The 25,556-nt window shown below is 70.1% G+C and carries 20 protein-coding genes; 17 read left to right on the forward strand and 3 right to left on the reverse strand.

Going from position 1 to position 25,556, the window contains the following annotated elements; all coding sequences use genetic code 11:
• Window positions 1-10: 10 nt before the first annotated feature.
• From ACKTSN_RS34040 to ACKTSN_RS34100, 13 genes are all read left to right on the forward strand, one after another.
• Window positions 11-1,669 carry a UDP-N-acetylmuramoyl-L-alanyl-D-glutamate--2,6-diaminopimelate ligase gene (locus tag ACKTSN_RS34040; RefSeq protein ID WP_409472628.1) on the forward strand — a complete coding sequence of 553 codons (1,659 nt, stop codon included), beginning with the start codon at window positions 11-13 and terminating at the stop codon, window positions 1,667-1,669.
• Between the two features lie 4 nt (window positions 1,670-1,673).
• Window positions 1,674-3,080 carry a UDP-N-acetylmuramoyl-tripeptide--D-alanyl-D-alanine ligase gene (locus ACKTSN_RS34045; RefSeq protein ID WP_409472629.1) on the forward strand — a complete coding sequence of 469 codons (1,407 nt, stop codon included), beginning with the start codon at window positions 1,674-1,676 and terminating at the stop codon, window positions 3,078-3,080.
• A complete protein-coding gene (gene mraY, locus ACKTSN_RS34050; RefSeq protein WP_129797541.1) occupies window positions 3,080-4,171 on the forward strand; it encodes a phospho-N-acetylmuramoyl-pentapeptide-transferase in 1,092 nt (363 codons plus the stop codon). The genes ACKTSN_RS34045 and mraY overlap by 1 nt, the downstream gene beginning before the upstream one ends.
• Entirely contained in the window at window positions 4,153-5,577 is a 1,425-nt protein-coding gene (gene murD / locus ACKTSN_RS34055; RefSeq protein WP_409472630.1) for a UDP-N-acetylmuramoyl-L-alanine--D-glutamate ligase, read from the forward strand. Before mraY ends, murD begins: the two co-directional genes overlap by 19 nt.
• Window positions 5,578-5,681: 104 nt before the next feature.
• On the forward strand, window positions 5,682-7,034 hold the full coding sequence (gene ftsW, locus ACKTSN_RS34060) for a putative lipid II flippase FtsW (protein WP_409472631.1): 1,353 nt from the start codon (window positions 5,682-5,684) through the stop codon (window positions 7,032-7,034).
• 6 nt (window positions 7,035-7,040) lie between these two features.
• The gene (murG, locus tag ACKTSN_RS34065; RefSeq protein WP_224737517.1) at window positions 7,041-8,138 is read left to right on the forward strand and encodes an undecaprenyldiphospho-muramoylpentapeptide beta-N-acetylglucosaminyltransferase; all 1,098 of its coding nucleotides are present in this window, start codon (window positions 7,041-7,043) and stop codon (window positions 8,136-8,138) included.
• A gap of 26 nt (window positions 8,139-8,164) precedes the next feature.
• Complete coding sequence (locus ACKTSN_RS34070) at window positions 8,165-8,959, forward strand: cell division protein FtsQ/DivIB (protein WP_409472632.1); 795 nt, start codon at window positions 8,165-8,167, stop codon at window positions 8,957-8,959.
• A gap of 279 nt (window positions 8,960-9,238) precedes the next feature.
• Complete coding sequence (gene ftsZ / locus ACKTSN_RS34075) at window positions 9,239-10,429, forward strand: cell division protein FtsZ (RefSeq protein ID WP_129797406.1); 1,191 nt, start codon at window positions 9,239-9,241, stop codon at window positions 10,427-10,429.
• A complete protein-coding gene (gene pgeF, locus ACKTSN_RS34080) occupies window positions 10,426-11,157 on the forward strand; it encodes a peptidoglycan editing factor PgeF (RefSeq protein WP_409472633.1) in 732 nt (243 codons plus the stop codon). Before ftsZ ends, pgeF begins: the two co-directional genes overlap by 4 nt.
• A 6-nt stretch (window positions 11,158-11,163) precedes the next feature.
• Window positions 11,164-11,883 carry a YggS family pyridoxal phosphate-dependent enzyme gene (locus ACKTSN_RS34085; protein ID WP_409472634.1) on the forward strand — a complete coding sequence of 240 codons (720 nt, stop codon included), beginning with the start codon at window positions 11,164-11,166 and terminating at the stop codon, window positions 11,881-11,883.
• Between the two features lie 128 nt (window positions 11,884-12,011).
• Complete coding sequence (locus tag ACKTSN_RS34090; protein ID WP_129797403.1) at window positions 12,012-12,653, forward strand: cell division protein SepF; 642 nt, start codon at window positions 12,012-12,014, stop codon at window positions 12,651-12,653.
• A gap of 58 nt (window positions 12,654-12,711) precedes the next feature.
• Window positions 12,712-12,999, forward strand: coding sequence for a YggT family protein (locus tag ACKTSN_RS34095; protein ID WP_004001943.1), 288 nt, complete (start codon window positions 12,712-12,714; stop codon window positions 12,997-12,999).
• A gap of 55 nt (window positions 13,000-13,054) precedes the next feature.
• Window positions 13,055-14,218, forward strand: coding sequence for a DivIVA domain-containing protein (locus ACKTSN_RS34100; protein ID WP_409472635.1), 1,164 nt, complete (start codon window positions 13,055-13,057; stop codon window positions 14,216-14,218).
• A 311-nt stretch (window positions 14,219-14,529) separates the two neighbouring features.
• Here the strand turns inward: ACKTSN_RS34100 and ileS are convergent, their stop codons facing one another.
• Window positions 14,530-17,673 (reverse strand): isoleucine--tRNA ligase, encoded by a 3,144-nt coding sequence (gene ileS, locus ACKTSN_RS34105; RefSeq protein WP_409472636.1) that lies wholly within the window; start codon window positions 17,671-17,673, stop codon window positions 14,530-14,532.
• Between the two features lie 603 nt (window positions 17,674-18,276).
• On the opposite strand from ileS, the gene ACKTSN_RS34110 reads away from it, so the two are divergent.
• The 3 genes from ACKTSN_RS34110 (at window position 18,277) to ACKTSN_RS34120 (ending at window position 21,977) form a co-directional block, all read left to right on the forward strand.
• On the forward strand, window positions 18,277-20,205 hold the full coding sequence (locus tag ACKTSN_RS34110) for a TraR/DksA C4-type zinc finger protein (RefSeq protein ID WP_409472637.1): 1,929 nt from the start codon (window positions 18,277-18,279) through the stop codon (window positions 20,203-20,205).
• 100 nt (window positions 20,206-20,305) lie between these two features.
• On the forward strand, window positions 20,306-20,968 hold the full coding sequence (gene lspA / locus ACKTSN_RS34115) for a signal peptidase II (protein WP_409472638.1): 663 nt from the start codon (window positions 20,306-20,308) through the stop codon (window positions 20,966-20,968).
• A gap of 64 nt (window positions 20,969-21,032) precedes the next feature.
• On the forward strand, window positions 21,033-21,977 hold the full coding sequence (locus ACKTSN_RS34120; protein ID WP_129797397.1) for an RluA family pseudouridine synthase: 945 nt from the start codon (window positions 21,033-21,035) through the stop codon (window positions 21,975-21,977).
• A gap of 54 nt (window positions 21,978-22,031) precedes the next feature.
• On the opposite strand, the gene ACKTSN_RS34125 is transcribed toward ACKTSN_RS34120, so the two are convergent.
• Window positions 22,032-23,153, reverse strand: coding sequence for a mechanosensitive ion channel family protein (locus ACKTSN_RS34125; RefSeq protein WP_409472639.1), 1,122 nt, complete (start codon window positions 23,151-23,153; stop codon window positions 22,032-22,034).
• Window positions 23,154-23,259: 106 nt separating this feature from the next.
• Between ACKTSN_RS34125 and ACKTSN_RS34130 the strand changes: the two genes are divergently transcribed.
• Window positions 23,260-23,829 (forward strand): dienelactone hydrolase family protein, encoded by a 570-nt coding sequence (locus tag ACKTSN_RS34130; protein ID WP_385258635.1) that lies wholly within the window; start codon window positions 23,260-23,262, stop codon window positions 23,827-23,829.
• 21 nt (window positions 23,830-23,850) lie between these two features.
• Here the strand turns inward: ACKTSN_RS34130 and ACKTSN_RS34135 are convergent, their stop codons facing one another.
• A complete protein-coding gene (locus ACKTSN_RS34135; RefSeq protein WP_409472640.1) occupies window positions 23,851-25,512 on the reverse strand; it encodes an alkaline phosphatase D family protein in 1,662 nt (553 codons plus the stop codon).
• Window positions 25,513-25,556: the final 44 nt, after the last annotated feature.

The following is a 25,556-nucleotide window of genomic DNA, read 5'->3' on the forward strand; positions in this document are numbered from 1 at the left end:
GGAACCACCCGTGACAACGATCACCCCCGATCCCGGGGACCAGAGCGTCCCTCGCCCCTCACTTCGCTCCGGAGCGGGTGCGCCCGGTACGCTCACCGCCGTGCCACATGCTGATCAGTCCCAAACCACCCAGAAGGGCGTTCCCGTGACATATCCGGGCCCGCCACGGCCGGAACGGGTCTCTGCCACACCCCTCGCGGAGCTCGCCGACCAGCTGGGTGTCGCCGCACCGGCCGACACCGTCGAGGTCACCGGCATCACCCACGACTCGCGGGCCGTCCGCCCCGGCGACCTGTACGCCGCCCTGCCCGGCGCCCGCGTGCACGGCGCCGACTTCGTCACCCAGGCCGTCGGCCTCGGCGCGGTCGCCGTGCTCACCGACCCGGCCGGCACCGAACGCGCCGCCGCCACGGGCCTGCCGGTCCTCACCGTCGACGACCCGCGCGCGCGGATGGGCGAACTGGCGGCCACGATCTACGGCCGACCCGGCCACGATCTGCTGCAGATCGGCATCACCGGCACGTCCGGCAAGACCACGACCGCCTACCTCGTCGAGGGCGGTCTGCGGACGGGCGGCCGTTCGGCCGGACTGATCGGCACCGTCGAGACGCGCATCGGCGACGAGCGCATCAAGTCCGAGCGCACCACCCCCGAAGCCACCGACCTCCAGGCCCTGTTCGCCGTCATGCGCGAACGCGGCGTCCAGGCGGTCGCCATGGAGGTCTCCAGCCACGCGCTGGTCCTCGGCCGGGTCGACGGCTGCATCTTCGACGTGGCCGTCTTCACCAACCTCAGCCCGGAACACATGGAGTTCCACTCCGACATGGAGGACTACTTCCGGGCCAAGGCACAGCTGTTCACGCCGAAACGCAGCCGTCTCGGCGTCGTCAACATCGACGACGAGTACGGCCGCAGGCTCGCCCGCGAGGCCACCGTCCCGGTCGTCACCTACTCCGCCGAGGGCCACCCCGACGCCGACTGGCGCGCCGAGGACGTCACGGTCGGCCCGCTGGACTCGCCGTTCACCGTGATCGGCCCGAACGGCGAGCGGATCGGCGCCAGGTCGCCGCTGCCGGGCCCCTTCAACGTGGCCAACACCCTCGCCGCGATCGTCGCCCTCGCCGCCGCCGGCCTCGACCCGCAGACCGCCGCCGACGGCATCGCCGCCGTGCCGGGCGTGCCCGGCCGCCTGGAGCGTGTGGACGCCGGACAGCCGTACCTCGCGGTCGTCGACTACGCCCACAAGACCGACGCGGTCGAATCGGTGCTCAAGGCGCTGCGCAAGGTCACCAAGGGCCGGCTGCACGTCGTCCTCGGCTGCGGCGGCGACCGGGACAGGAACAAGCGGGGCCCGATGGGCGCCGCCGCGGCCCGGCTCGCCGACATCGCCGTACTGACCTCCGACAACCCCCGCTCCGAGGACCCCCTCGCGATCCTCGCGACCATGCTCGAGGGCGCGGCGTCGGTGCCCGCGCACGAACGCGGCGAAGTGCTCCTCTTCGAGGACCGGGCCGCCGCGATCGCCGCCGCCGTCGACCGCGCACAGCCCGGGGACACCGTGCTGGTCGCGGGCAAGGGCCACGAGCAGGGCCAGGACATCGCCGGGGTGGTCCGTCCCTTCGACGACCGCCAGGTGCTTCGCGAAGCTATCCAGAAGACCCAGGGATGAACTTGTGATCGCCCTCTCTCTCGCCGAGATCGCAGAAGTCGTCGGCGGGCAGACGTACGACATACCGGATCCGTCGGTGCAGGTGACCGGACCGGTCGTCCGGGACTCCCGCGAGGTGGAGCCCGGCAGCCTCTTCGCCGCCTTCGTCGGCGAGCGCGTGGACGGCCACGACTACGCCGAGGCCGTGATCGAGGCGGGCGCAGCCGCGATTCTGGGCTCCCGCCCCGTCGGTGTGCCCGCGATCGTCGTCGACGACGTCCAGACGGCCCTCGGCGCCCTCGCCCGGCACGTCGTACGCAAGCTCGGCACCACCCTGGTGGCGCTCACCGGCTCCGCGGGCAAGACCAGCACCAAGGACCTCATCGCCCAGGTGCTCCAGCGCAAGGCACCGACGGTGTGGACGCCGGGATCGTTCAACAACGAGATCGGGCTGCCGCTGACCGCACTGAGTGCCACCGAGGAGACGAGGTTCCTCGTCCTGGAGATGGGTGCCCGCGGCCTCGGCCACATCCGCTACCTCACCGGCCTGACGCCCCCGCACATCGGCCTGGTGCTGAACGTCGGCACCGCGCACATCGGCGAGTTCGGCGGCCGCGAGCAGATCGCCCAGGCGAAGGGCGAGTTGGTCGAGGCGCTCCCCGAAGAGGGAGCCGCGATCCTCAACGCCGACGACCCCCTCGTACGCGCCATGGCATCCCGTACGAAGGCGAAGGTGATCCTCTTCGGAGAGGCCGACGAAGCGGACGTACGCGCCGAGAACGTGCACCTGACGGACACCGGGCAGCCCTCTTTCACCCTTCACACACCCTCCGGGTGCAGTGATGTGACCATGCGCCTGTACGGTGAGCACCACGTGTCGAACGCGCTCGCCGCGGCCGCCGTCGCCCATGAGCTGGACATGCCCGCGGAAGAGATCGCCACCGCGCTCTCCGAGGCAGGCTCCCTCTCCCGCTGGCGCATGGAGGTCACCGAGCGCCCGGACGGCGTGACGGTCGTCAACGACGCCTACAACGCGAACCCCGAGTCCATGCGGGCCGCCCTGCGCGCCCTCGTGGCCATGGGCAAGGGGCGCCGTACGTGGGCGGTGCTCGGCAAGATGGCCGAGCTCGGGGACGAGGCGCTCGCCGAGCACGACGCGGTCGGACGGCTCGCCGTCCGGCTCAACGTCAGCAAGCTCGTCGCGGTCGGGGGCAGGGAAGCGTCCTGGCTGCAACTGGGCGCATATAACGAGGGTTCGTGGGGTGAGGAGTCGGTGCACGTGTCCGACGCACAGGCGGCGGTCGACCTGTTGCGCAGCGAGTTGCGCCCGGGAGACGTCGTACTCGTGAAGGCGTCCCGGTCGGTCGGTCTCGAGAGCGTGGCGCAGGCGCTCACCGAGAACGGTGCCGAGGGTGAGGTTGCCGCCCGATGATGAAGCAGATCCTGTTCGCAGGAGTCATTGGCCTCTTCCTGACCCTGGTCGGCACCCCGCTGCTGATCAAGCTGCTCGCCCGCAAGGGCTATGGTCAGTACATCCGCGACGACGGCCCGCGCGAGCACGCCAGCAAGCGCGGTACGCCGACCATGGGCGGTATCGCCTTCATCCTGGCGACGGTCGCCGCGTACTTCCTGGCCAAGGTGGTCACGAGCTACCTGGACCCCGAGGCCGACGCGGCGCCGACCTTCTCGGGTCTGCTGGTGCTCGGCCTGATGGTCGGGATGGGTCTGGTCGGCTTCCTGGACGACTACATCAAGATCGTCAAGCGGCGTTCGCTGGGTCTGCGGGCCAAGGCGAAGATGGCCGGCCAGCTGATCGTCGGTATCGCCTTCGCTGTGCTCTCGCTGCAGTTCGCGGATGCCCGCGGCAACACCCCGGCGTCCACGAAGCTGTCCTTCATCACGGACTTCGGCTGGACGATCGGCCCAGTGCTGTTCGTCGTCTGGGCGCTGTTCATGATCCTCGCGATGTCGAACGGCGTGAACCTCACCGACGGGCTCGACGGTCTGGCCACCGGCGCCTCCGTCCTCGTCTTCGGCGCCTATACCTTCATCGGCGTCTGGCAGTTCCAGGAGTCCTGCGCCAACGCGCTGGACCTGACCAACCCCAACGCCTGTTACGAGGTGCGCGACCCGCTCGACCTCGCGGTCGTCTCCGCCGCCCTCATGGGCGCCTGCCTCGGCTTCCTGTGGTGGAACACCTCGCCCGCCAAGATCTTCATGGGCGACACCGGTTCGCTGGCGCTCGGCGGTGTGCTCGCCGGTCTGGCCATCTGCTCCCGCACCGAGCTGCTGCTCGCCATCCTCGGTGGCCTGTTCGTCCTCATCACCATGTCGGTGGTCATCCAGGTCGGTTCCTTCCGCCTCACCGGGAAGCGGGTCTTCCGGATGGCGCCACTCCAGCACCACTTCGAACTCAAGGGCTGGTCCGAAGTGCTCGTCGTGGTCCGCTTCTGGATCATTCAGGGCATCTGTGTGATCGTCGGACTGGGCCTCTTCTACGCGGGATGGGCAGCGGAAAAGTGACCAACTGGCAGGGCAAGCACGTCACCGTCGCCGGGCTCGGCGTCTCCGGCGTCCCGGCGGCCAAGGTCCTGCACGGCCTGGGCGCGCTCGTCACCGTCGTCAACGACGGCGACGACGACAGGGCGCGGGCGCAGGCGGCCGAGCTGGAGGCCCTGGGCGTCAAGGTCCGCCTCGGCGACGGCGCGACCCTGCCGGAGGGCACCGAGCTGATCGTCACCGCGCCCGGCTGGAAGCCGGACAAGCCGCTGTTCGCGGCGGCGCACGAAGCCGGCATCGAGATCTGGGGCGACGTCGAACTGGCCTGGCGCCTGCGCGGCCCCGACGCCGCCCCCTGGCTCGCCGTCACCGGCACCAACGGCAAGACCACCACCGTCCAGATGCTCGCCTCGATCCTGAAGGCGGCCGGCCTGCGCACGGCCGCCGTCGGCAACATCGGCGTCTCACTGCTGGACGCGGTGCTCGGCGACGAGCAGTACGACGTCCTGGCGGTCGAACTCTCCAGCTACCAGCTCCACTGGGCGCCCTCGCTGCGCGCCCACTCCGCCGCCGTCCTCAACCTCGCCCCCGACCACCTCGACTGGCACGGCTCCATGGAGGCGTACGCCGCCGACAAGGGCCGTATCTACGAAGGGAATCGCGTCGCCTGCGTCTACAACGCGGCCGACAAGGCCACCGAGGACCTGGTGCGCGAGGCCGACGTCGAGGAGGGCTGCCGGGCCGTCGGCTTCACGCTGGGGACGCCCGCGCCGTCCCAACTCGGCGTCGTGGACGGCATCCTGGTCGACCGCGCCTTCGTCGAGGACCGGCAGAAGAACGCCCAGGAGCTCGCCGAGGTCTCCGACGTCAACCCGCCCGCCCCGCACAACATAGCCAACGCCCTTGCCGCGGCGGCCCTCGCGCGCGCCTACGGTGTGCCGCCCCAGGCCGTCCGGGACGGGCTGCGGGCCTTCACACCGGACGCCCACCGCATCGCGCACGTCGCCGACGTGGACGGGGTTGCATACGTCGACGACTCCAAGGCCACCAACACCCACGCGACGGAAGCCTCGTTGGCGGCATACGAGTCCATCGTGTGGATCGCCGGCGGACTGGCGAAGGGCGCCACCTTCGACGAACTCGTCGCCAAGTCGGCCAAGCGACTTCGCGGAGCCGTCCTCATCGGTGCCGATCGTGCCCTGATCCGTGACGCCCTCGCGCGACACGCCCCAGAAGTACCCGTCGTCGACCTCGACCGGACCGACACTGGGGCGATGCTCGCGGCGGTCCAGGAGGCCCGGCGACTCGCCGTTGCCGGAGACACGGTGCTCTTGGCACCGGCTTGTGCCTCCATGGACATGTTCGCCAACTACAACAAGCGCGGAGAGGCGTTCGCGGAGGCGGTTCGCGAACTCGGCGCGGGCGCCTGACGGCGGGTCTCGGCCACGGCGGGTGCTTCGGGACCCTTGGAGGGACGGATGACTCGGATGTGGCTCGGGTTTGGTCGGCGGGTACCCGCCGGTGGCAGCCGGTGATGTCCGGCAGCCGTACAGGTCGTCCTCCGGTTCGGCGGGCCGTCCGCGGACCCGCCGCACCCCGGCCGCCGCGCGAGAACCCCTTCGTACGCCTCTCCACGCGTGCGCGCAGAGCGTGGGACCGGCCGCTGACCGCGTACTACCTGATCCTCGGCGGCAGTCTGCTGATCACCGTGCTGGGCCTGGTGATGGTCTACTCGGCCTCCCAGATCACCGCCCTGCAGATGTCACTGCCGGGGTCGTACTTCTTCCGCAAGCAGATGCTGGCCGCCGTCATCGGCGCCGGGCTGCTGTTCGCCGCGTCGCGGATGCCGGTGAAGCTGCACCGGGCGCTGGCCTACCCGATCCTGGCGGGCGCCGTCTTCCTGATGGCCCTGGTGCAGGTGCCGGGGATAGGGATGGCGGTCAACGGCAACCAGAACTGGATCGCCCTCGGCGGCTCCTTCCAGATCCAGCCCAGCGAGTTCGGCAAGCTCGCGCTGGTGCTGTGGGGCGCCGACCTGCTCGCCCGCAAACAGGACAAGAAGCTGCTGGCGCAGTGGAAGCACATGCTGGTGCCGCTCGTGCCGGTCGCCTTCATGCTGCTCGGGCTGATCATGCTCGGCGGCGACATGGGCACGGGGATCATCGTCACGGCGATCCTGTTCGGGCTGTTGTGGCTGGCGGGAGCACCGACCCGGCTGTTCGTCGGGGTACTGGCGGTGGCCGCGGTGATCGGCACGGTCCTCATCCAGAGCAGCTCCAACCGGCTGGACCGGTTCCGCTGCATCGGTGCCACCGAGATGGGCCCCGACGGCTCCTGCTGGCAGGCCGTGCACGGGATCTACGCCCTTGCCTCCGGCGGACTCTTCGGTTCTGGACTTGGTGCAAGTGTGGAAAAATGGGGTCAACTCCCCGAAGCGCACACCGACTTCATCTTCGCCGTCACCGGTGAGGAGCTGGGCCTGGCGGGGACGCTGTCGGTGCTCGCCCTCTTCGCCGCTCTAGGCTATGCAGGCATCCGCGTGGCCGGACGCACGGAGGACCCCTTCGTGAGGTATGCCGCGGGAGGTGTGACCACCTGGATCACGGCCCAGGCCGTGATCAACATCGGTGCGGTGCTCGGTCTGCTGCCGATCGCCGGCGTCCCCCTCCCGCTGTTCTCCTACGGAGGATCCGCCCTGCTGCCGACCATGTTCGCCATCGGGCTGCTGATCGCCTTCGCGCGCGACGAGCCCGCTGCGCGGGCGGCGCTTGCGATGCGGCAACCCCGCTTTGGTAGAAAGCGGGGGGCTGGGGGCTCTCAGGGGCCTCGGAGATGGAACACGATGCGACGGCGCGCCTCGGCGGCGCGCACGTCCGGAGAGCGGTGAATTTCGGTGCATGTCGTACTCGCCGGCGGAGGGACCGCCGGCCACATCGAGCCCGCGCTCGCCCTCGCGGACGCCCTGCGCAGGCAGGACCCGACTGTGGGAATCACGGCCCTGGGCACGGAGCGCGGCCTGGAGACCCGACTCGTACCCGAGCGCGGGTACGAACTCGCGCTGATCCCTGCCGTACCCCTGCCGCGCAAGCCCACCCCCGAGCTGATCACCGTCCCGGGCCGGCTGCGTGGCACGATCAAGGCGGCCGAGCAGATCCTTGAGCGCACCAAGGCGGACGCGGTGGTCGGTTTCGGCGGCTATGTCGCCCTGCCCGGCTACCTGGCCGCCAAGCGCCTCGGCGTGCCGATCGTCATCCACGAGGCCAACGCCCGCCCCGGCCTCGCCAACAAGATCGGCTCGCGGTACGCCGCCAAGGTCGCCGTCTCCACGCCGGACAGCAAGCTGCGTGACGCCCGCTACATCGGCATCCCGCTGCGTCGCTCCATCGCCACCCTCGACCGGGCCGCCGCGCGCCCCGAGGCCCGCGCGATGTTCGGCCTCGACCCGAACCTGCCGACCCTGCTCGTCTCCGGCGGTTCGCAGGGCGCCCGCCGCCTCAACGAGGTGGTCCAGCAGGTCGCTCCGTGGCTCCAGCAGGCCGGAATCCAGATCCTGCACGCGGTCGGCCCGAAGAATGAACTTCCGCAGGTGCACCAGATGCCGGGAATGCCCCCCTACATCCCGGTAAGTTACCTGGACCGGATGGACCTCGCGTACGCCGCGGCCGACATGATGCTCTGCCGTGCCGGCGCGATGACCGTCGCCGAACTCTCCGCCGTCGGACTCCCGGCCGCCTACGTCCCGCTGCCCATCGGCAACGGCGAACAGCGGCTGAACGCCCAGCCGGTGGTCAAGGCCGGCGGCGGACTGCTGGTCGACGACGCGGAACTCACCCCCCAGTGGGTGCAGCAGAACGTCCTGCCCGTGCTCGCCGACCCGCACCGGCTGTACGAGATGTCCCGCGCCGCCGCCGAGTTCGGCCGCCGGGACGCCGACGAACTCCTCGTCGGCATGGTGTACGAGGCGATCGCCGCGCATCGTGCACATCGCTAGGCATGTGTGACGGAAGGCAGGGGAGCGTGGTCGGATCCACCACCGCCGAACGCGGTGCACGGCGGCAGGAATCACCCGGCCCGCCCCCTGCCCGGCGGCTGAGACCGCCCCGGCTTCGTACGATGATCATCTTTGCGGTCGCGCTCGCCCTCCTTGGCGCGGGCGGGAGTTGGCTGCTGTACGGCTCAAAGTTGTTGCGCGTGGAGCGCGTGACCGTCTCCGGGACCCGGGTCCTGACCTCGGCGCAGGTGCGCGAAGCCGCCGATGTTCCGCTCGGATCGCCGCTGATTTCCGTCGACACCGATGGTATTGAGGCGCGACTGCGTCAGAAAATGCCCCGAATTGACGCGGTTGAGGTAGTCCGTTCCTGGCCCCGTGGAATCGGTCTGAAAGTGACCGAGCGCACTCCGGTTCTGCTCGTGGAAAAGGGCGCGGAGTTCGTGGAAGTGGACGACGAAGGTGTCCGTTTCGCCACGGTTTCTGAGGCTTCGAAAGGCGTCCCGCTCCTCGAATTGACGGTGTCCCGGCCGGGTTCGGCCGCGGCCAGTCATCGGCGCTTCGGTGAGCACCGGCTGGTGCGGGAGGCGGTACGCGTCGCCGACGCCCTTCCGGCCGCGATCGCACGCGACACCCGGATCGTCAAGGTCCGTTCCTACGACAACATCTCGCTGGAGTTGAGCGGCGATCGGACCGTCGCGTGGGGGAGCGGCGAGAAGGGGCGCGCGAAGGCGCGTACGCTCGCCGCTCTCATGAAAGCCGCCCCCGCTGCCCGGCACTTCGACGTCAGCGTTCCCACCGCCCCTGCGTCATCAGGGAGTTGACGCACATCGGCGCAGGCCAGCACCCTGGTTGGGCAGCGCTACGCCTGATCACATAGGGTGAAAAGAAAAACGGGAGGTTCGGCGTGTTCGTTGAACGTGCGCCACTTGTCGACTTAGTGTCCTGTTCAGAAGACTCCAGGGAACAGACACACTGGTAACCCTAAACTTCAACGTTAGGGTTCGGGTCGGCGATACGGACCGTCCCCATCGGCATCAGTCGTCGGATCGCGGCAAGGCCGCGAGGCGGCGACACGTAACTCGAGGCGAGAGGCCTTCGACGTGGCAGCACCGCAGAACTACCTCGCAGTCATCAAAGTCATCGGTGTCGGCGGCGGTGGTGTCAATGCCATCAACCGGATGATCGAGGTCGGTCTCAAGGGCGTCGAGTTCATCGCCATCAACACCGACGCACAGGCGCTGTTGATGAGCGACGCCGACGTCAAGCTCGACGTCGGCCGCGAACTCACCCGCGGACTCGGCGCCGGAGCCAACCCGGCCGTCGGCCGCAAGGCCGCCGAGGACCACCGCGAGGAGATCGAGGAGGTCCTCAAGGGGGCCGACATGGTCTTCGTGACGGCCGGTGAAGGCGGCGGCACCGGCACCGGCGGTGCGCCCGTCGTGGCCAACATCGCACGCTCGTTGGGCGCCCTCACCATCGGCGTGGTCACGCGCCCGTTCACCTTCGAGGGACGGCGCCGCGCCAACCAGGCCGAGGACGGCATTGCCGAGCTCCGCGAAGAGGTCGACACCCTCATCGTCATCCCGAACGACCGCCTGCTGTCCATCTCGGACCGCCAGGTCTCGGTCCTCGACGCCTTCAAGTCGGCGGACCAGGTCCTGCTCTCCGGTGTCCAGGGCATCACCGACCTCATCACCACCCCTGGCCTCATCAACCTCGACTTCGCCGACGTCAAGTCGGTCATGTCCGAGGCCGGTTCGGCCCTCATGGGCATCGGCTCGGCCCGCGGCGACGACCGCGCGGTGGCCGCGGCCGAGATGGCGATCTCCTCGCCGCTGCTCGAGGCGTCCATCGACGGCGCCCGGGGAGTGTTGCTCTCCATCTCCGGCGGTTCCGACCTCGGCCTGTTCGAGATCAACGAGGCCGCCCAGCTGGTCAGCGAGGCCGCCCACCCCGAGGCCAACATCATCTTTGGTGCGGTCATCGACGACGCCCTCGGCGACGAGGTCCGCGTCACCGTGATCGCGGCCGGCTTCGACGGGGGCCAGCCGCCGGCCCGCCGGGACAACGTGCTCGGTGCCTCCTCCCCCAAGCGCGAGGAGCCCACTCCGGTACGGCAGCCCGAGAGCCGCCCGTCCTTCGGCTCGCTCGGCAGCGTGAAGCCGAAGGAGGAGCCGGAGCCCGCACCGGAGCCGGTGAGCGACCTCCAGGCTCCCCCGCCGGTCCCGACGTCGCGGAACTACGCGGACAGTGCGGCCGAGGAGCTGGACGTACCGGACTTCCTGAAGTGATAGGACAGCGCGACACCGTGAACGGCGCGCACTTCGCCTTCACCGACAGGTGGGGCGGGGTGAGCGCCGTTCCGTACGAGGAGCTCAACCTCGGCGGGGCCGTCGGTGACGACCCTCAGGCCGTCCGCGCCAACCGCGAGCTCGCGGCCAAGTCTCTGGGACTGGATCCCGGCGACGTCGTCTGGATGAACCAGGTGCACGGCAACGACGTGGCCGTGGTCGACGGTCCCTGGGGCTCCCCTGCCGGGATTCCGCCGGTCGACGCGATCGTCACCGTGCGCCGTGGCCTCGCCCTCGCGGTTCTGACCGCCGACTGCGTGCCCGTACTGCTCGCCGACCCCGTCGCCGGGATCGCCGCCGCGGCCCATGCGGGCCGGCCCGGCATGGTCGCCGGAGTCGTCCCCGCCGCGCTACGCGCGATGATGGAACTGGGTGCCGAGCCGCACCGCATCGTCGCCCGCACCGGACCCGCCGTCTGCGGCCGATGTTACGAGGTGCCCGAGCCGATGCGCGCCGAGGTGGCCGCCGTGGAGCCGGCGGCGTACGCCGAGACGAGCTGGGGTACGCCCGCGGTCGACGTGGCCGCCGGTGTACACGCCCAGCTCGAACGCTTCGGGGTGGGTGACCGGGCGCAGTCGCCGGTGTGCACGCTGGAGTCGGGCGACCACTTCTCGTACCGCCGCGACCGCACCACGGGGCGGCTCGCGGGCTATGTCTGGCTGGACTGATGGGGCATGACGGATCGTAAGGACGAACTCGCCGCAAATCTGGCGAAAGTGGAGGAGCGTATCGCCGCGGCCTGTGCGGCCGCCGGGCGAGCGCGCGAGGAGGTGACCCTGATCGTGGTCACCAAGACCTATCCCGCGAGCGATGTGCGGGTTCTGTCGGAACTCGGTGTGCGTCATGTCGCCGAGAACCGCGATCAGGACGCGGCACCCAAGGCCGCCGAATGCTCAGATCTGCCCCTCATTTGGCACTTTGTGGGTCAGTTGCAGACCAACAAGGTTCGTTCCGTGGTCGGTTACGCGGATCTCGTGCAGTCCGTCGATCGTTCCAAGCTCGTCACAGCCCTGTCCAAGGAGGCCGTGCGCGCCGGGCGTGAGGTGGGCTGTCTGATCCAGGTCGCGCTCGACGCGGGCGAGAGCGGGAGAGGGGAGCGGGGCGGCGTAGCGCCCGGCGGAATCGGGGAGTTGGCGGACCGTGTGGCGGCCGCCGAGGGGCTGAGGCTCGACGGACTGATGACCGTCGCACCGCTCACCGGAGAGTACGCCGGACGCGAACTGGCGGCATTCGAGCGGATGATGGATTTGTCGACTGACCTGCGCAGGGCCCATCCGGCTGCCACCATGGTCTCGGCAGGCATGAGTGCGGACCTCGAACAGGCCGTGGCTGCCGGAGCGACACATGTGCGCGTCGGCACTGCGGTACTCGGAGTCCGCCCCAGGCTCCGGTAACGTCGCCAAGAGTCGGACCACAGCAGAAAATATGGTCATTGCCGTCGAAGGGCGGGCGTAACGACCTCGTGGATCGCGGGCACTTGGCAGTCGTCAGCCGATCCACCACAGAGCGGAGGACTCAGAGAATGGCCGGCGCGATGCGCAAGATGGCGGTCTACCTCGGCCTCGTGGAGGACGATGGGTACGACGGCCGGGGTTTCGACCCCGACGACGACTTCGAACCCGAACTGGACCCGGAGCCCGAGCGGGACCACCGGCGGCACGAGCCGTCGCACCAGCCTCATGGTGCACATCAGTCCCAAAGGGAAGAATCGGTACGGGTGGTGCAGCCTCCGGCGCCTCGCGAGCCGGTCGCACATTCCGCTTCGCTACCCGCGGAATCGGGACGTCCGGCGCGCATCGCGCCCGTGGCATCCATCACACAAGAACGCGCAAGCCTGGAGAAGAACGCACCGGTGATCATGCCCAAGGTCGTGTCGGAACGAGAGCCTTACCGGATCACCACGCTTCACCCGCGGACCTACAACGAGGCCCGTACCATCGGGGAACACTTCCGTGAAGGCACTCCGGTGATCATGAACTTGACTGAGATGGACGACACAGACGCCAAGCGACTTGTCGACTTTGCGGCCGGTTTGGTGTTTGGTCTTCACGGCAGCATCGAGCGGGTGACGCAGAAGGTGTTCCTGTTGTCGCCTGCTAACGTCGATGTCACGGCGGAGGACAAGGCCCGCATCGCAGAGGGCGGGTTCTTCAACCAGAGCTGAGACGCACCACCGGAATGAACGCACGAAACAGGGAACAGGGGAGAGGGAAGCACCAGTCATGAGCGTGGTCTTGCAGGTTCTCTACATCGCGCTGATGGTCTTCCTCATCGTGCTCATCTTCCGGTTGGTCATGGACTACGTCTTCCAGTTCGCCCGCTCGTGGCAACCCGGCAAGGCGATGGTGGTCGTTCTGGAGGCCACCTACACTGTCACTGATCCACCGCTCAAGCTTCTGCGGCGGGTCATTCCGCCGCTGCGTCTCGGGGGCGTGGCGCTCGACCTGTCCTTCTTCGTACTGATGATCATCGTCTACATCCTGATCACGCTCGTGCGGAGCGCGATGTGAGCGATGTGACAGATACGGTCTTGCCGACTGCCGACGACAACGTTGAGGTGAAGAGATGCCGTTGACCCCCGAGGACGTGCGGAACAAGCAGTTCACGACCGTCCGCCTCCGAGAAGGCTATGACGAGGACGAGGTCGATGCCTTCCTCGACGAGGTCGAAGCCGAACTGACCCGCCTGCTCCGCGAGAACGAGGACCTGCGCGCCAAGCTGGCCGCGGCCACGCGTGCTGCTGCCCAGAACCAGCAGAACATGCGCAAGCCCCCGGAGCCGCAGGATCAGCAGCAGGGTGGCATGCCGCCCCAGCAGGGCGGGATGCCGCAGCAGGGCATGCGCGGTCCGGGTGCCCCGGTACCCGCCGGCATATCGGGCCCGCCGCAGCAGCAGATGGGTGGCCCCATGGGTGGCCCGCCCCAGCTGCCGAGCGGTGCACCGCAGCTGCCCGCCGGTCCCGGTGGGCAGGGTCCGCAGGGTCCCGGCCCGATGGGTCAGGGTCCGATGGGTCAGGGTCCGATGGGTCAGGGTCCGATGGGCCAGGGGCCGATGCAGGGCCAGATGGGCCCGGGCCCCATGGGCGGTCCGATGGGTGGCCCCGGCATGCCCGGTCAGGGCGGCCCCGGCGGCGACAGCGCCGCCCGTGTCCTCTCGCTGGCCCAGCAGACCGCCGACCAGGCGATCGCCGAGGCCCGCTCGGAGGCCAACAAGATCGTCGGTGAGGCGCGTTCGCGTGCCGAGGGTCTGGAGCGCGACGCGCGCGCCAAGGCCGACGCGCTGGAGCGGGACGCGCAGGAGAAGCACCGTGTCGCGATGGGCTCCCTGGAGTCCGCCCGCGCGACGCTGGAGCGCAAGGTCGAGGACCTGCGCGGCTTCGAGCGCGAGTACCGCACGCGGCTGAAGTCCTACCTGGAGTCGCAGCTGCGTCAGCTGGAGACCCAGGCGGACGACTCGCTCGCCCCGCCGCGGACCCCGGCTACCGCGTCGCTCCCGCCGTCCCCGGCGCCTTCCATGGCCCCGGCCGGTGCGAGCGCCCCGTCGTACGGCGGCAACCAGACGATGGGCGGCGCGCCCGCTCCGTCTGCGCCCTCCTACGGTGGCGGTCAGCAGCAGATGTCCCCGGCGATGACCCAGCCGATGGCTCCGGTCCGGCCGCAGGGGCCGTCGCCCATGGGCCAGGCTCCGTCGCCGATGCGTGGCTTCCTCATCGACGAGGACGACAACTGACGGTTCGTAGTACGGCGTAGGCGTCGGCAGCGTTCAGGGCGGGGCCCCGGATTTTGATCCGGGGCCCCGCCCTTTTGCTGCGCGCATTCACGGGGTTTGCGGTGTTTGTTCGGGCGTGGGTGTGATGTCCTACGTACGCAACGCCGAAGGCCCGGGCCGACCAAGATTTCTTGGCGGCCCGGGCCTTCGAGGACACGGGGTTGGGGCTGGGCGGGGGCGGGTGCGCAGCCCGGCGCCGGCGGGGCGCCTTCCCCAGGCCCTTGAGGCACTGGGGGAGGCGCGACTGCCCGCAGGCTGCGCCAGTCGCGTGCCTATGCCTTGCGCAGGCGGAACGTCAGGGTCAGGGACTCGTCGGTGAACGGGTCGCCGTAGCTGTCGTCGGCCTCGCCCTGGGCGAAGTCCGGGGCGAGGACCTCGTCGGCGATCAGCTCCGCGTGCTCGGTCAGGGCCGCGACGACCGCCGGGTCCGTGGCCGTCCAGCGCAGGGTGATCCGGTCGGCGACGTCGAGGCCGCTGTTCTTGCGGGCCTCCTGGATCAGGCGGATCGCGTCACGGGCCAAGCCCGCGCGGCGGAGTTCCTCCGTGATCTCCAGGTCGAGGGCGACCGTCGCGCCCGAGTCGGACGCCACCGACCAGCCCTCGCGCGGGGTCTCCGTGATGATCACCTCGTCGGGAGCCAGGGTGATCGTCTCGCCGTCGACCTCCACCGAGGCCGTGCCCTCGCGCAGGGCGAGGGACAGCCCGGCCGCATCCGCGTTCGCGATGGCCTTCGCCACGTCCTGGACACGCTTGCCGAACCGCTTGCCCAGGGCGCGGAAGTTGGCCTTCGCGGTCGTGTCGACCAGGCTGCCGCCGACCTCGCTCAGCGACGCGAGCGACTCGACGTTCAGCTCCTCCGTGATCTGCGTGTGCAGTTCGCGGTCCAGGGACTCGAAGCCGGTCGCCGCGATCAGCGCGCGCTTCAGCGGCTGGCGGGTCTTGACGCCCGACTCCGCGCGCGTGGCACGGCCCAGCTCCACCAGGCGGCGCACCAGCACCATCTGCTTCGACAGCTCCGGGTCGATGGCGGTGAGGTCCGCCTCCGGCCACGCCGCCAGGTGCACCGACTCCGGGGCGCCCGGCGTGACCGGCACGACCAGGTCCTGCCAGACCCGCTCGGTGATGAACGGGGTCAGCGGCGCCATCAGCTTCGTGACCGTCTCGACGACCTCGTGCAGGGTGCGCAGCGCCGCCTTGTCGCCCTGCCAGAAGCGGCGCCGGGAGCGGCGTACGTACCAGTTCGACAGATCGTCGACGAACGCCGACAGCAGCTTGCCGGCGCGCTGGGTGTCGTACGCCTCCAGGGACTGGGTCACCTGGTCGGCCAGCGCGTGCAGTTCGGACAGCAGCCAGCGGTCCAGGAGCGGGCGGTCGGCCGGGGCCGGGTCGGCCTCGGACGGGGCCCAGTTGGACGTACGGGCGTACAGGGCCTGGAAGGCGACTGTGTTCCAGTACGTCAGGAGCGTCTTGCGGACGACCTCCTGGATGGTGCCGTGGCCGACTCGGCGGGCCGCCCACGGGGAGCCGCCGGCCGCCATGAACCAGCGGACCGCGTCCGCGCCGTGCTGGTCCATCAGCGGGATCGGCTGGAGGATGTTGCCCAGGTGCTTGGACATCTTCCGGCCGTCCTCGGCGAGGATGTGGCCGAGGCAGACGACGTTCTCGTAACTGGACTTGTCGAAGACCAGCGTGCCGACCGCCATCAGCGTGTAGAACCAGCCGCGGGTCTGGTCGATGGCCTCGCTGATGAACTGCGCCGGGTAGCGGGACTCGAAGAGGTCCTTGTTCTTGTACGGGTAGCCCCACTGTGCGAACGGCATCGAACCCGAGTCGTACCAGGCGTCGATGACCTCCGGCACGCGCGTGGCCGTCTGGGCGCACTGGGGGCAGGCGAAGGTGACCTCGTCGATGAACGGGCGGTGCGGGTCGAGGCCGGACTGGTCGGTGCCGGTGAGCTCGGTGAGCTCGGCGCGGGAGCCGACGACCGTGAGGTGGTCGTCCTCGCAGCGCCAGATCGGCAGCGGGGTGCCCCAGTAGCGGTTGCGGGACAGGGCCCAGTCGATGTTGTTGTTCAGCCAGTCGCCGTAGCGGCCGTGCTTGACCGTGTCCGGGTACCAGTTGGTCCGCTCGTTCTCCGCCAGGAGGCGGTCCTTGATCGCCGTGGTGCGGATGTACCAGGACGGCTGCGCGTAGTAGAGGAGCGCGGTGTGACAGCGCCAGCAGTGCGGGTAGCTGTGCTCGTACGGCAGGTGCTTGAAGAGCAGGCCGCGGTTGCCGAGGTCCTCGGTTAGCTTTTCGTCGGCCTTCTTGAAGAAGACGCCGCCGACCAGGGGGACGTCCTCCTCGAAGGTGCCGTCCGGGCGGACGGGGTTAACGACGGGCAGGCCGTAGGAGCGGCAGACCCGGAGGTCGTCCTCACCGAAGGCGGGGGACTGGTGGACCAGCCCCGTGCCGTCCTCGGTGGTGACGTAGTCGGCGTTGACCACGAAGTGGGTGTCCACGTCCGCCGGGAACTCGACCAGCTCGAACGGGCGCTGATACGACCAGCGCTCCATCTCGGCGCCGGTGAAGGTCCGGTCGGTGGCCTCCCAGCCCTCACCGAGCGCCTTGGCGACGAGCGGTTCGGCGACGACGAGCTTCTCCTCGCCGTTTGTCGCGACGACGTAGGTGACCTCGGGGTGGGCGGCGACGGCCGTGTTGGAGACCAGGGTCCAGGGGGTCGTCGTCCACACCAGGAGCGCGGCCTCGCCGGCCAGCGGGCCGGAGGTGAGCGGGAAGCGGACGTAGACGGAGGGGTCGACGACCGTCTCGTAGCCCTGCGCCAGCTCGTGGTCGGACAGGCCGGTGCCGCAGCGGGGGCACCAGGGGGCGACACGGTGGTCCTGGACGAGCAGGCCCTTGTTGAAGATCTCCTTGAGCGACCACCAGACCGACTCGATGTACTCGGGGTCCATCGTGCGGTACGGGTCGTTGAGGTCGGTCCAGTAACCCATGCGGGTCGTGAGCGCTTCGAAGGCGTCGGTGTGGCGGGTCACCGACTCGCGGCACTTGGCGTTGAACTCGGCGATGCCGTACGCCTCGATGTCCTGCTTGCCGCTGAAGCCGAGCTCCTTCTCGACCGCCAGCTCCACCGGGAGGCCGTGGCAGTCCCAGCCGGCCTTGCGGGCGACGTGGTAGCCACGCATGGTGCGGAAGCGGGGGAAGACGTCCTTGAAGACGCGCGCCTCGATGTGGTGGGCGCCCGGCATGCCGTTGGCGGTGGGCGGGCCTTCGTAGAACACCCACTCGGGGCGGCCCTCGGACTGCTCCAGGCTCTTGGCGAAGATCTTCTGCTCGCGCCAGAAGTCGAGCACGGCGTGCTCAAGGGCGGGCAGGTCGACCTGGGCGGGCACCTGGCGGTACGTCGGCGTTGTCATCTGCGAGCTTCCTCCGGCGGACTTGCTGCCTTCCGTCCGGAGGGACGAGAGCCATGTCTTTCCTTACGCCGCTTTCGGCGTGCTCCCGCGGTACCACCCTCCTTGGCCCGCCGACGCATGGTGTGCCTCGGTGAGCCCCCTCATTGGGGTCGCGATGCCGGTTCTACTCGCCGCGGTGGGCTTCCTGCGGCTTTCTTCCGGCGGCTCCGGGGTGATCTTCACGTCGCGCTCGCCCCCGGGCTTCCACCGTCCCCGGGTCGCTCTGGGCTGCGTACGCCGCTACTCGTCCCCATCCACGCTTCTCGCTCCGCCCAGTGTACGGCTCCGGGGGGACAGCGGCCGACCGGATTTCCGGCGCCGGGGGTGGGGCGGTGGCATGTGTGAGATGACCCGAATGGTGAGGTGCGCGGCTTTCGATCCGGGGATGTCCCGACTCGGCGGATTACCCGGCGGGGAGCTGGGCACAACGCATGCATGCCGGCCGCGTGGCGGTCGCGGGGCGGGCGAATCGGGTGGCATGCCCCGTTGCCGCGGGACTCAAGTCGATTTATCGTCCCAGCACGATTCGCGTGCAAAATCGCAATATGTGAAGGGGCCGCGGCCATGGTGGCGAAAAAGACGGCCGTACAGCAGTCGGGGTCCGAGAGGACCGCGCGCGCCACGGGTGCCTCCGGCGGTGCGGCCAAGGACGTGGACGGGGAGAAGAGCACGCAGAAGGCGGCGACCGTGAGGCGGACGGTGGCCAAGGCAGTGAAGACGGTGCGGGGGGCTGTAGGCAGGGCGAGCGCGGGGTCGGGGGCGACGGGTGCTGCGGGGGGCGGAGCCGGGGCGGGGGCGGGTGGGAAGAAGGCGGCCGAAAGGGGGGCGGCTGATACGACGGCCCGTGCTCCCAGGGCGGCCGGTGGGAAAACCCCTGCCAAGAAGGCCACGGCGACAGCTGCGAAGCAGCCGCCCGAGAAGGGGGAGACGAAGCGGACGCCGACCGGGAGGGCGGCGGCTGAGACGGCGGTGACTGGGAGGGCGGGGACTGAGAAGCGGTCGGTCAGGGAGGCGGCGGCGAAGGGATCGGCGGCTGGAGCGGCGGTTGGGAAGCGGTCGGCCAAGGAACCGGCGGCTGGGAAGCGGCCGGTCAAGAAGACGGCGGCGAAGGAAACGCAGGCTGCGAATGCGGCGGCCCAGGAAGCGGTGGCTGGTAAGCGGGTCGGCAAGAAGAGGGCGGCCAAGGAGACGGGGGCCCAGAAGAGGGCCGCCGAGGAGGCCTCGGCCAAGGAGGCCCCGGTTGAGGGGAGGGCCGCTGGGAGCGCCCAGGCCAAGCAGACCGGCGCCGCGACGAAGACGGCCGCCAAGAAGGCAGCCGCCAACAGGGCCCCGGCGAAGAAGTCGGCTGCCAAGAACGAGGCCGTGGCCAAGGAAGGGGTCGCTGAGAAGCGGGCCGCGGAGAAAAAGACGGTCCAGAGAGCGGCTGCGGAGAGGAAGCCCGCTGGGGAGGTGGCCGCGAGGAGGGTGTCGGCGGAGAAGGTCACCGGGCAGAAGTCGGCCGAGGTGGAGGCGACTGCCGGGAAGGCGGCTGTGAAGAGGAAGCCCGCTGGGGAGGTGGCCGCGAAGAAGGCGCCCGCGAAGAAGGCCACCGCGAAGAAGGAGACCGCTCCAAAGGAGACGGCCCAGAGGGCCACCGCCCAGAAGGTGGCCGCGGAGCAGGCGACTGCCCAGAAGGTGGCTGCCCCCAAGGGGACCGCCCAGAAAGCCACCCCCCAGAAGACGTCCGCGGAGGAGGCGACTGCCCGGAAGGCGGCCGGCGAGAAGAAGAACGCCAGGGAGGCGGCCGCGAGGAAGGAGACCGCCCAGAGGGGGACCGTCCACAAGGCGGCCGGGCAGAAGGGGGCCGCCGAGGAGGCCGCCGCCGAAAAGGCGGTTGCCGAGAAGGGGACCGGCGAGGTCGTGGGGGGCGAGAAGGAGGCGGTGGTGGGGGCCGCGGGAGCTGAGCGTGCGGGCAAGAAGAGCACGGCCAAAAAGGTGGGCGCGGCGCAGGCCGCGAAGCAGACGGGAGCCACGACGGTGGTTGCGAAGAAGACTCCTGGCCAGGCCACGGCGGCGAAGACCGCCGTCCCCCAGGCACGGATCGCCGCGGCGGAGCCGGGCGATCTGGCGGTGCGCCCCGGTGAGGACCCCTGGACCCCGGAAGAGGTCGCGGAGGCCCGCGCGGAGCTGATGTCCGAGGCGGAGCGGCTGCGCGCCGAGATCTCCTCCTCCGAGGTGTCCCTCGCCGGTCTGATGCGGGACTCCGGTGACGGCGCCGGCGACGATCAGGCGGACACCGGCACCAAGAACATCACGCGCGAGCACGAACTGGCGCTCGCAGCCAACGCGCGCGAGATGCTCACCCAGACCGAGCGCGCCCTGCAGCGCCTCGACACAGGGACGTACGGCCTGTGCGAGAACTGCGGCAACCCCATCGGCAAGGCCAGGATGCAGGCCTTCCCACGGGCCACGCTCTGCGTCGAGTGCAAGCAGAAGCAGGAGCGCCGGTACTGACCGGTACCGGCTGAACCGTCGTACGCCTCCTGGGCACATGTGGCACGGGAGGCGTGCCGTACCCTCGTGCTCAGTCAGGTACCTAGGTTGAAGGACTCACGTGGCAGAGGCGGAGCGCATCATCGGTACGCCGGACACCCCGGACGCGGCGCGGGCCGAGCAGGACCGGCCCGGCGACGACGCGGCGCCGGGTGAGCGGTCGGGCTCCGAGCCGGCACAGACCCCGGCCGGCGGTTCCGGCGCGGATGAGCAGTCGGCTCCGGCCGAACGGCCCCGGGGCAAGCGGCGGATCGCCGTGCTGTTCGGGGTCGCCGCGTTCGCGTACGCCCTCGACCTGATCAGCAAGATCATCGTGGTGGCCGAGCTGGAGCACCACGACGCGATCGAGATCTTCGGGGACTGGCTGAGGTTGGACGCCATCCGCAACCCGGGCGCGGCGTTCGGCTTCGGCCAGGCGTTCACGATCATCTTCACGGTGATCGCGGCAGTCGTGATCGTCGTGATCGCCCGGCTCGCCCGCAAGCTGTACAGCCTGCCCTGGGCGATCGCACTCGGCCTGCTGCTCGGCGGTGCGCTCGGCAACCTCACCGACCGGATCTTCCGCTCGCCGGGCGTCTTCCAGGGCGCGGTCGTCGACTTCATCGCGCCCAAGCACTTCGCCGTCTTCAACCTCGCCGACTCGGCGATCGTGTGCGGCGGCATCCTGATCGTGCTGCTGTCCTTCAAGGGTCTGGACCCGGACGGGACCGTCCACAAGGACTGAGGGCCGAGGTCCGGCCGACAGGCTGGCGTACGGCGGTGTCGGACCCGTCCGGCATACTCGACGGGTGAGCACGATTCCCGAGATCCGTACCCTGCCCGTGCCGGACGGCCTGGAGGGCGAGCGCGTCGACGCCGCCATCTCCCGCATGTTCGGTTTCTCCCGTACCAAGGCCGCCGAGCTGGCAGCGGCGGGGAAGGTCACGGTCGACGGCTCGGTGGTGGGCAAGTCCGAGCGGGTGCGAGGCGGCGCCTGGCTCGAGGTCGAGATGCCGCAGGCGCCCGCGCCGGTGCAGGTGGTGGCCGAGCCGGTCGAGGGCATGGAGATCGTGCACGACGACGATGACGTGGTCGTGATCGTGAAGCCGGTGGGCGTGGCGGCGCATCCGAGTCCGGGCTGGTCCGGGCCGACGGTCATCGGCGGGCTGGCGGCGGCCGGCTACCGGATCTCGACGTCGGGTGCCGCGGAGCGGCAGGGCATCGTGCACCGGCTCGACGTCGGTACGTCGGGACTGATGGTGGTCGCCAAGTCCGAGCGCGCGTACACCTCGCTCAAGCGCCAGTTCAAGGAGCGCACGGTCGACAAGCGCTACCACACCCTGGTGCAGGGCCACCCCGACCCGACCAGCGGCACCATCGACGCGCCCATCGGCCGCCATCCGAATCACGACTACAAGTGGGCGGTCACGGCCGACGGCAAGCCGTCCGTCACGCACTACGACCTGATCGAGGCGTTCCGCGCGGCCTCCCTGCTCGACGTGAAGCTGGAGACCGGCCGCACGCACCAGATCCGCGTCCACATGGCCGCCCACCGCCACCCCTGCGTCGGCGACCTGACGTACGGCGCCGACCCGACGCTCGCCAAGCGGCTGCACCTGACCCGCCAGTGGCTGCACGCCGTACGCCTCGGTTTCGAGCACCCCGGGGACGGCCAGTGGGTCGAGTTCGCCTGCGACTACCCCGCCGACCTGCAGAAGGCCCTGGACCAGGTCCGCGAGGAGACGTACGGATGACCCCCGCGTGGGTGGGGCTGGCCGTCGGCGGCTTCCTTCGGCTGTAGCCCTTCGTCAGCCTCGTTCCGGCCTCGGGGTGTCCACCGCTCGGCGTTGCGCCGCGCCGTCGGGGGAGCGGCGGTTGCCGTTCGAGCCGGGGGGCAGGATCGCGTCCGCCGTGTTGACGCGGGGCAGGGCGTACGGGTGGTGGCGGACCAGCCAGCCGATCATCTGTTCGCGGACCGTGACCCGTACCGTCCAGACGTCGTCCGCGTCCTTCGCGGTCACCAGGGCCCGTACCTCCATGGTGTTGGGAGTGGTGTCCGTGACGTCCAGTCCGTAGTGGCGGCCGTCCCAGGCCGGGCACTCGCGCAGGATGTCGCGGAGCTTCTCGCGCATCGCGTCGACCGGAGCCGTGTGGTCGAGGTGCCAGTAGACGATGCCGGTCATCTGGGGGGTGCCGCGGGACCAGTTCTCGAAGGGCTTCGACGTGAAGTAGGAGACCGGCATGGTGATGCGGCGTTCGTCCCACGTACGGACCGTGAGGTACGTCAGGGTGATCTCCTCGACCGTGCCCCACTCGCCGTCCACCACGACCGTGTCGCCGAGGCGCACCATGTCGCCGAACGCGATCTGCAGCCCCGCGAACAGGTTGCTCAGCGTGGACTGCGCCGCCACACCGGCGACGATGCCGAGGATGCCCGCCGAGGCCAGCAGCGAGGCGCCCGCCGCGCGGAACGCGGGGAACGTCAGCAGCATCGCGGCGATGGCCACCACGCCCACGATCGCCGCGACCACCCGCATGATCAGCGTCACCTGGGTGCGCACCCGGCGGACCCGGGCCGGGTCGCGCTGGGCGCGGGAGCTGGCGTAGCGCGTGTACGACGTCTCGACGACCGCCGCCGCGATCCGGATCACCAGCCACGCCGCCGACCCGATCAGGACCAGCGTCAGGGCACGGCCGATGCCGACCCGGTAGTCCTGGAGCAGCTGCGCCGAGTCGTACGACGCTCTCAGCAGCGCCGCGCACAGCACGAGCTGGTAGGGGATGCGGCCGCGGCGCAGCAGACCCCACAACGGGGTCTCCGGGTGCCGTTCGTCGGCCTTGCGCAGCAGCCGGTCGGTGGCCCAGCCGATCAGCAGCGTGAGCAGGACCGAGCCGCCGACCACGATCAGCGGGCGGAGTATGTTCTCCATGCCCACGAACGTAACCGGCCGAGGCGGGGCCTGAACATGTGATTTCAGCGCTGTTCTGGGCAGTGCCCGGAGCGGCGTTGTCGTACCCGGCTGGCACCATGGCCTCATGAACATCATGCTGTTTCACTCGACCTACGGCCTCAGACCCGCGGTGCGCGCCGCGGCGGACCGGCTGCGCTCGGCCGGTCACGAGGTGTGGACACCGGACCTCTTCGACGGGCGGACGTTCGAGACGGTCGAGGACGGCATGGCGTTCAAGGAGGAGATCGGCAAGGACGAACTGCTCAGACGTGCCGTGCTGGCCGCCGCGCCCTATTCCGAACGGGGGCTGGTGTACGCCGGGTTCTCGCTCGGCGCCTCCATCGCGCAGACGCTTGCGCTGGGCGACGAGAAGGCGCGCGGCCTGCTGCTCCTGCACGGCACGTCGGACCTCGCGCCGAACACGTCCGTGGACGACCTCCCGGTCCAGTTGCATGTCGCCGAGCCGGATCCGTTCGAGACGGACGACTGGTTGAGCGCCTGGTATCTGCAGATGGGCAGAGCGGGGGCCGATGTGGAGGTCTACAGATACGCCGGGGCCGGGCACCTGTACACCGATCCTGAACTGCCCGACTACGACGAGGAGGCCGCCGAGGCCACCTGGCGGGTGGCGCTCGGCTTCCTCGACAGCTTGTAAAGGGCGCCCAACCGGGGGCCGTTACACCGGGTCGTACGTCCGCTCGACCTTCTGCGTGCCGCTGAGCGTGCGGTACGAGCGGCTCCAGGACGAGGTCGCGTCGGCCTTCGTGCGGTCGGAGAGGACGTAGTAGTCCATCTGTGCGCGGTCGGCGGTGATGTCCAGGACGCCGTAGCCGTGGCGGTCGGTGTCGACCCAGTGGACATGCCGGTTGGCCGCGCGGATGACCGGCGCGGCGACGGTGGAAACGGTGCCCTGGGGGACGTTCACCAGGTCGTCGAGGTTGTCGGACGTGACCGAGGTGACGACGAACTCCGTGGCGGCCGAGGCCGACAGCGGATACGTACCGGCGTTCACCGGCACGTCGTTGGCCCACGACATGTGGATGTCGCCGGTGAGGAAGACGGTGTTGCGGATCGCGTTCGAGCGGAGGTGCGCGAGGAGTTCGCGGCGGTCGTCGGTGTAGCCGTCCCACTGGTCGGTGTTGAGGGCGAGGCCCTCCTGGGGCAGCCCGAGCAGCTTGGCGAGCGGCTTCAGCAACTCCGCGGAGAGCGAGCCGATCGCGAACGGCGAGATCATCACCGCGTTGCCGACCAGCCGCCAGGTGGTGTCGGAGGACGCCAGCCCGGCCTTCAGCCAGTCCAGTTGGGCGCGCCCGGTGAGCGTACGGTCCGGGTCGTCCACGTCGCCGTTGCCGACGGAGGCCTGCTGCGAGCGGAAGGAGCGCAGGTCGAGCAGGGAGAGGTCGGCGAGCTTGCCGAAGCGCAGCCGGCGGTAGGTCGTGCCGGCGATGGCCGGGCGCACCGGCATCCACTCGAAGTAGGCCTGCTTGGCGGCCGCCTGGCGTGCGACCCAGGCGCCCTCGGCGCCCTCGGTGTGGTTCTCGGCGCCGCCCGACCAGGTGTCGTTGGCGATCTCGTGGTCGTCCCAGATCGCGACGACCGGGGCCGCGGCGTGCAGTGCCTGGAGGTCGGGGTCGGTCTTGTAACGGCCGTGCCGGGTGCGGTAGTCGGCGAGGGTGAGGATCTCGTGGGCGGGGGCGTGCGATCGTACGACGGTGCCGCGCGTGCCGTACTCACCGGTGCCGTACTCGTAGATGTAGTCGCCGAGGTGCAGCCAGGCGTCCAGGTCACCGCGGGCCGCGAGGTGGCGGTACGCGGCGAAGTAGCCGGCCTCCCAGTTGGCGCAGGAGACCACGCCGAAACGCAGGCCCGCGACGGCCGCGTCGGCGGCGGGGGCCGTACGGGTGCGTCCCGCGGGGGAGTCGGTGCCGCCCGCCGAGAAGCGGAACCAGTAGTCGGTGGCGGGCGCGAGGCCGCGGATGTCCGCCTTGACGGTGTGGTCGGTGGCGGCGGTCGCGGTGGTGGAGCCCTTGGCGACGACGTTCGTGAACGACTTGTCCCTGGCCACGACCCAGCTCACCCGGACGTCCGGACCGAGTCCGGAGCCGGGTATCGCCTCCGCGGTGGGGGTCACGCGGGTCCACAGCAGGATGCCGTCGGGAAGGGGGTCGCCGGAGGCGACGCCGTGCAGGAAGGCGGGGGCCTCGGTGGCCGCGCGGGCGGGCAGGGCGCCGGCCAGTGGAGCGGCGAGGACGGCTCCGGTCGCGGCGGCCTTGACGACCGTACGGCGGCGCGGAGCGGGGACGTTGGGGCTTGTGAGGGATCTGTGGCGACTGGTCACGGGCGATCAGATTACTGATCGGTAGTGACTTCGGTAAGGGACGG

This window comes from Streptomyces flavusporus, from assembly GCF_046267975.1.
Lineage (GTDB): Bacteria > Actinomycetota > Actinomycetes > Streptomycetales > Streptomycetaceae > Streptomyces > Streptomyces flavusporus.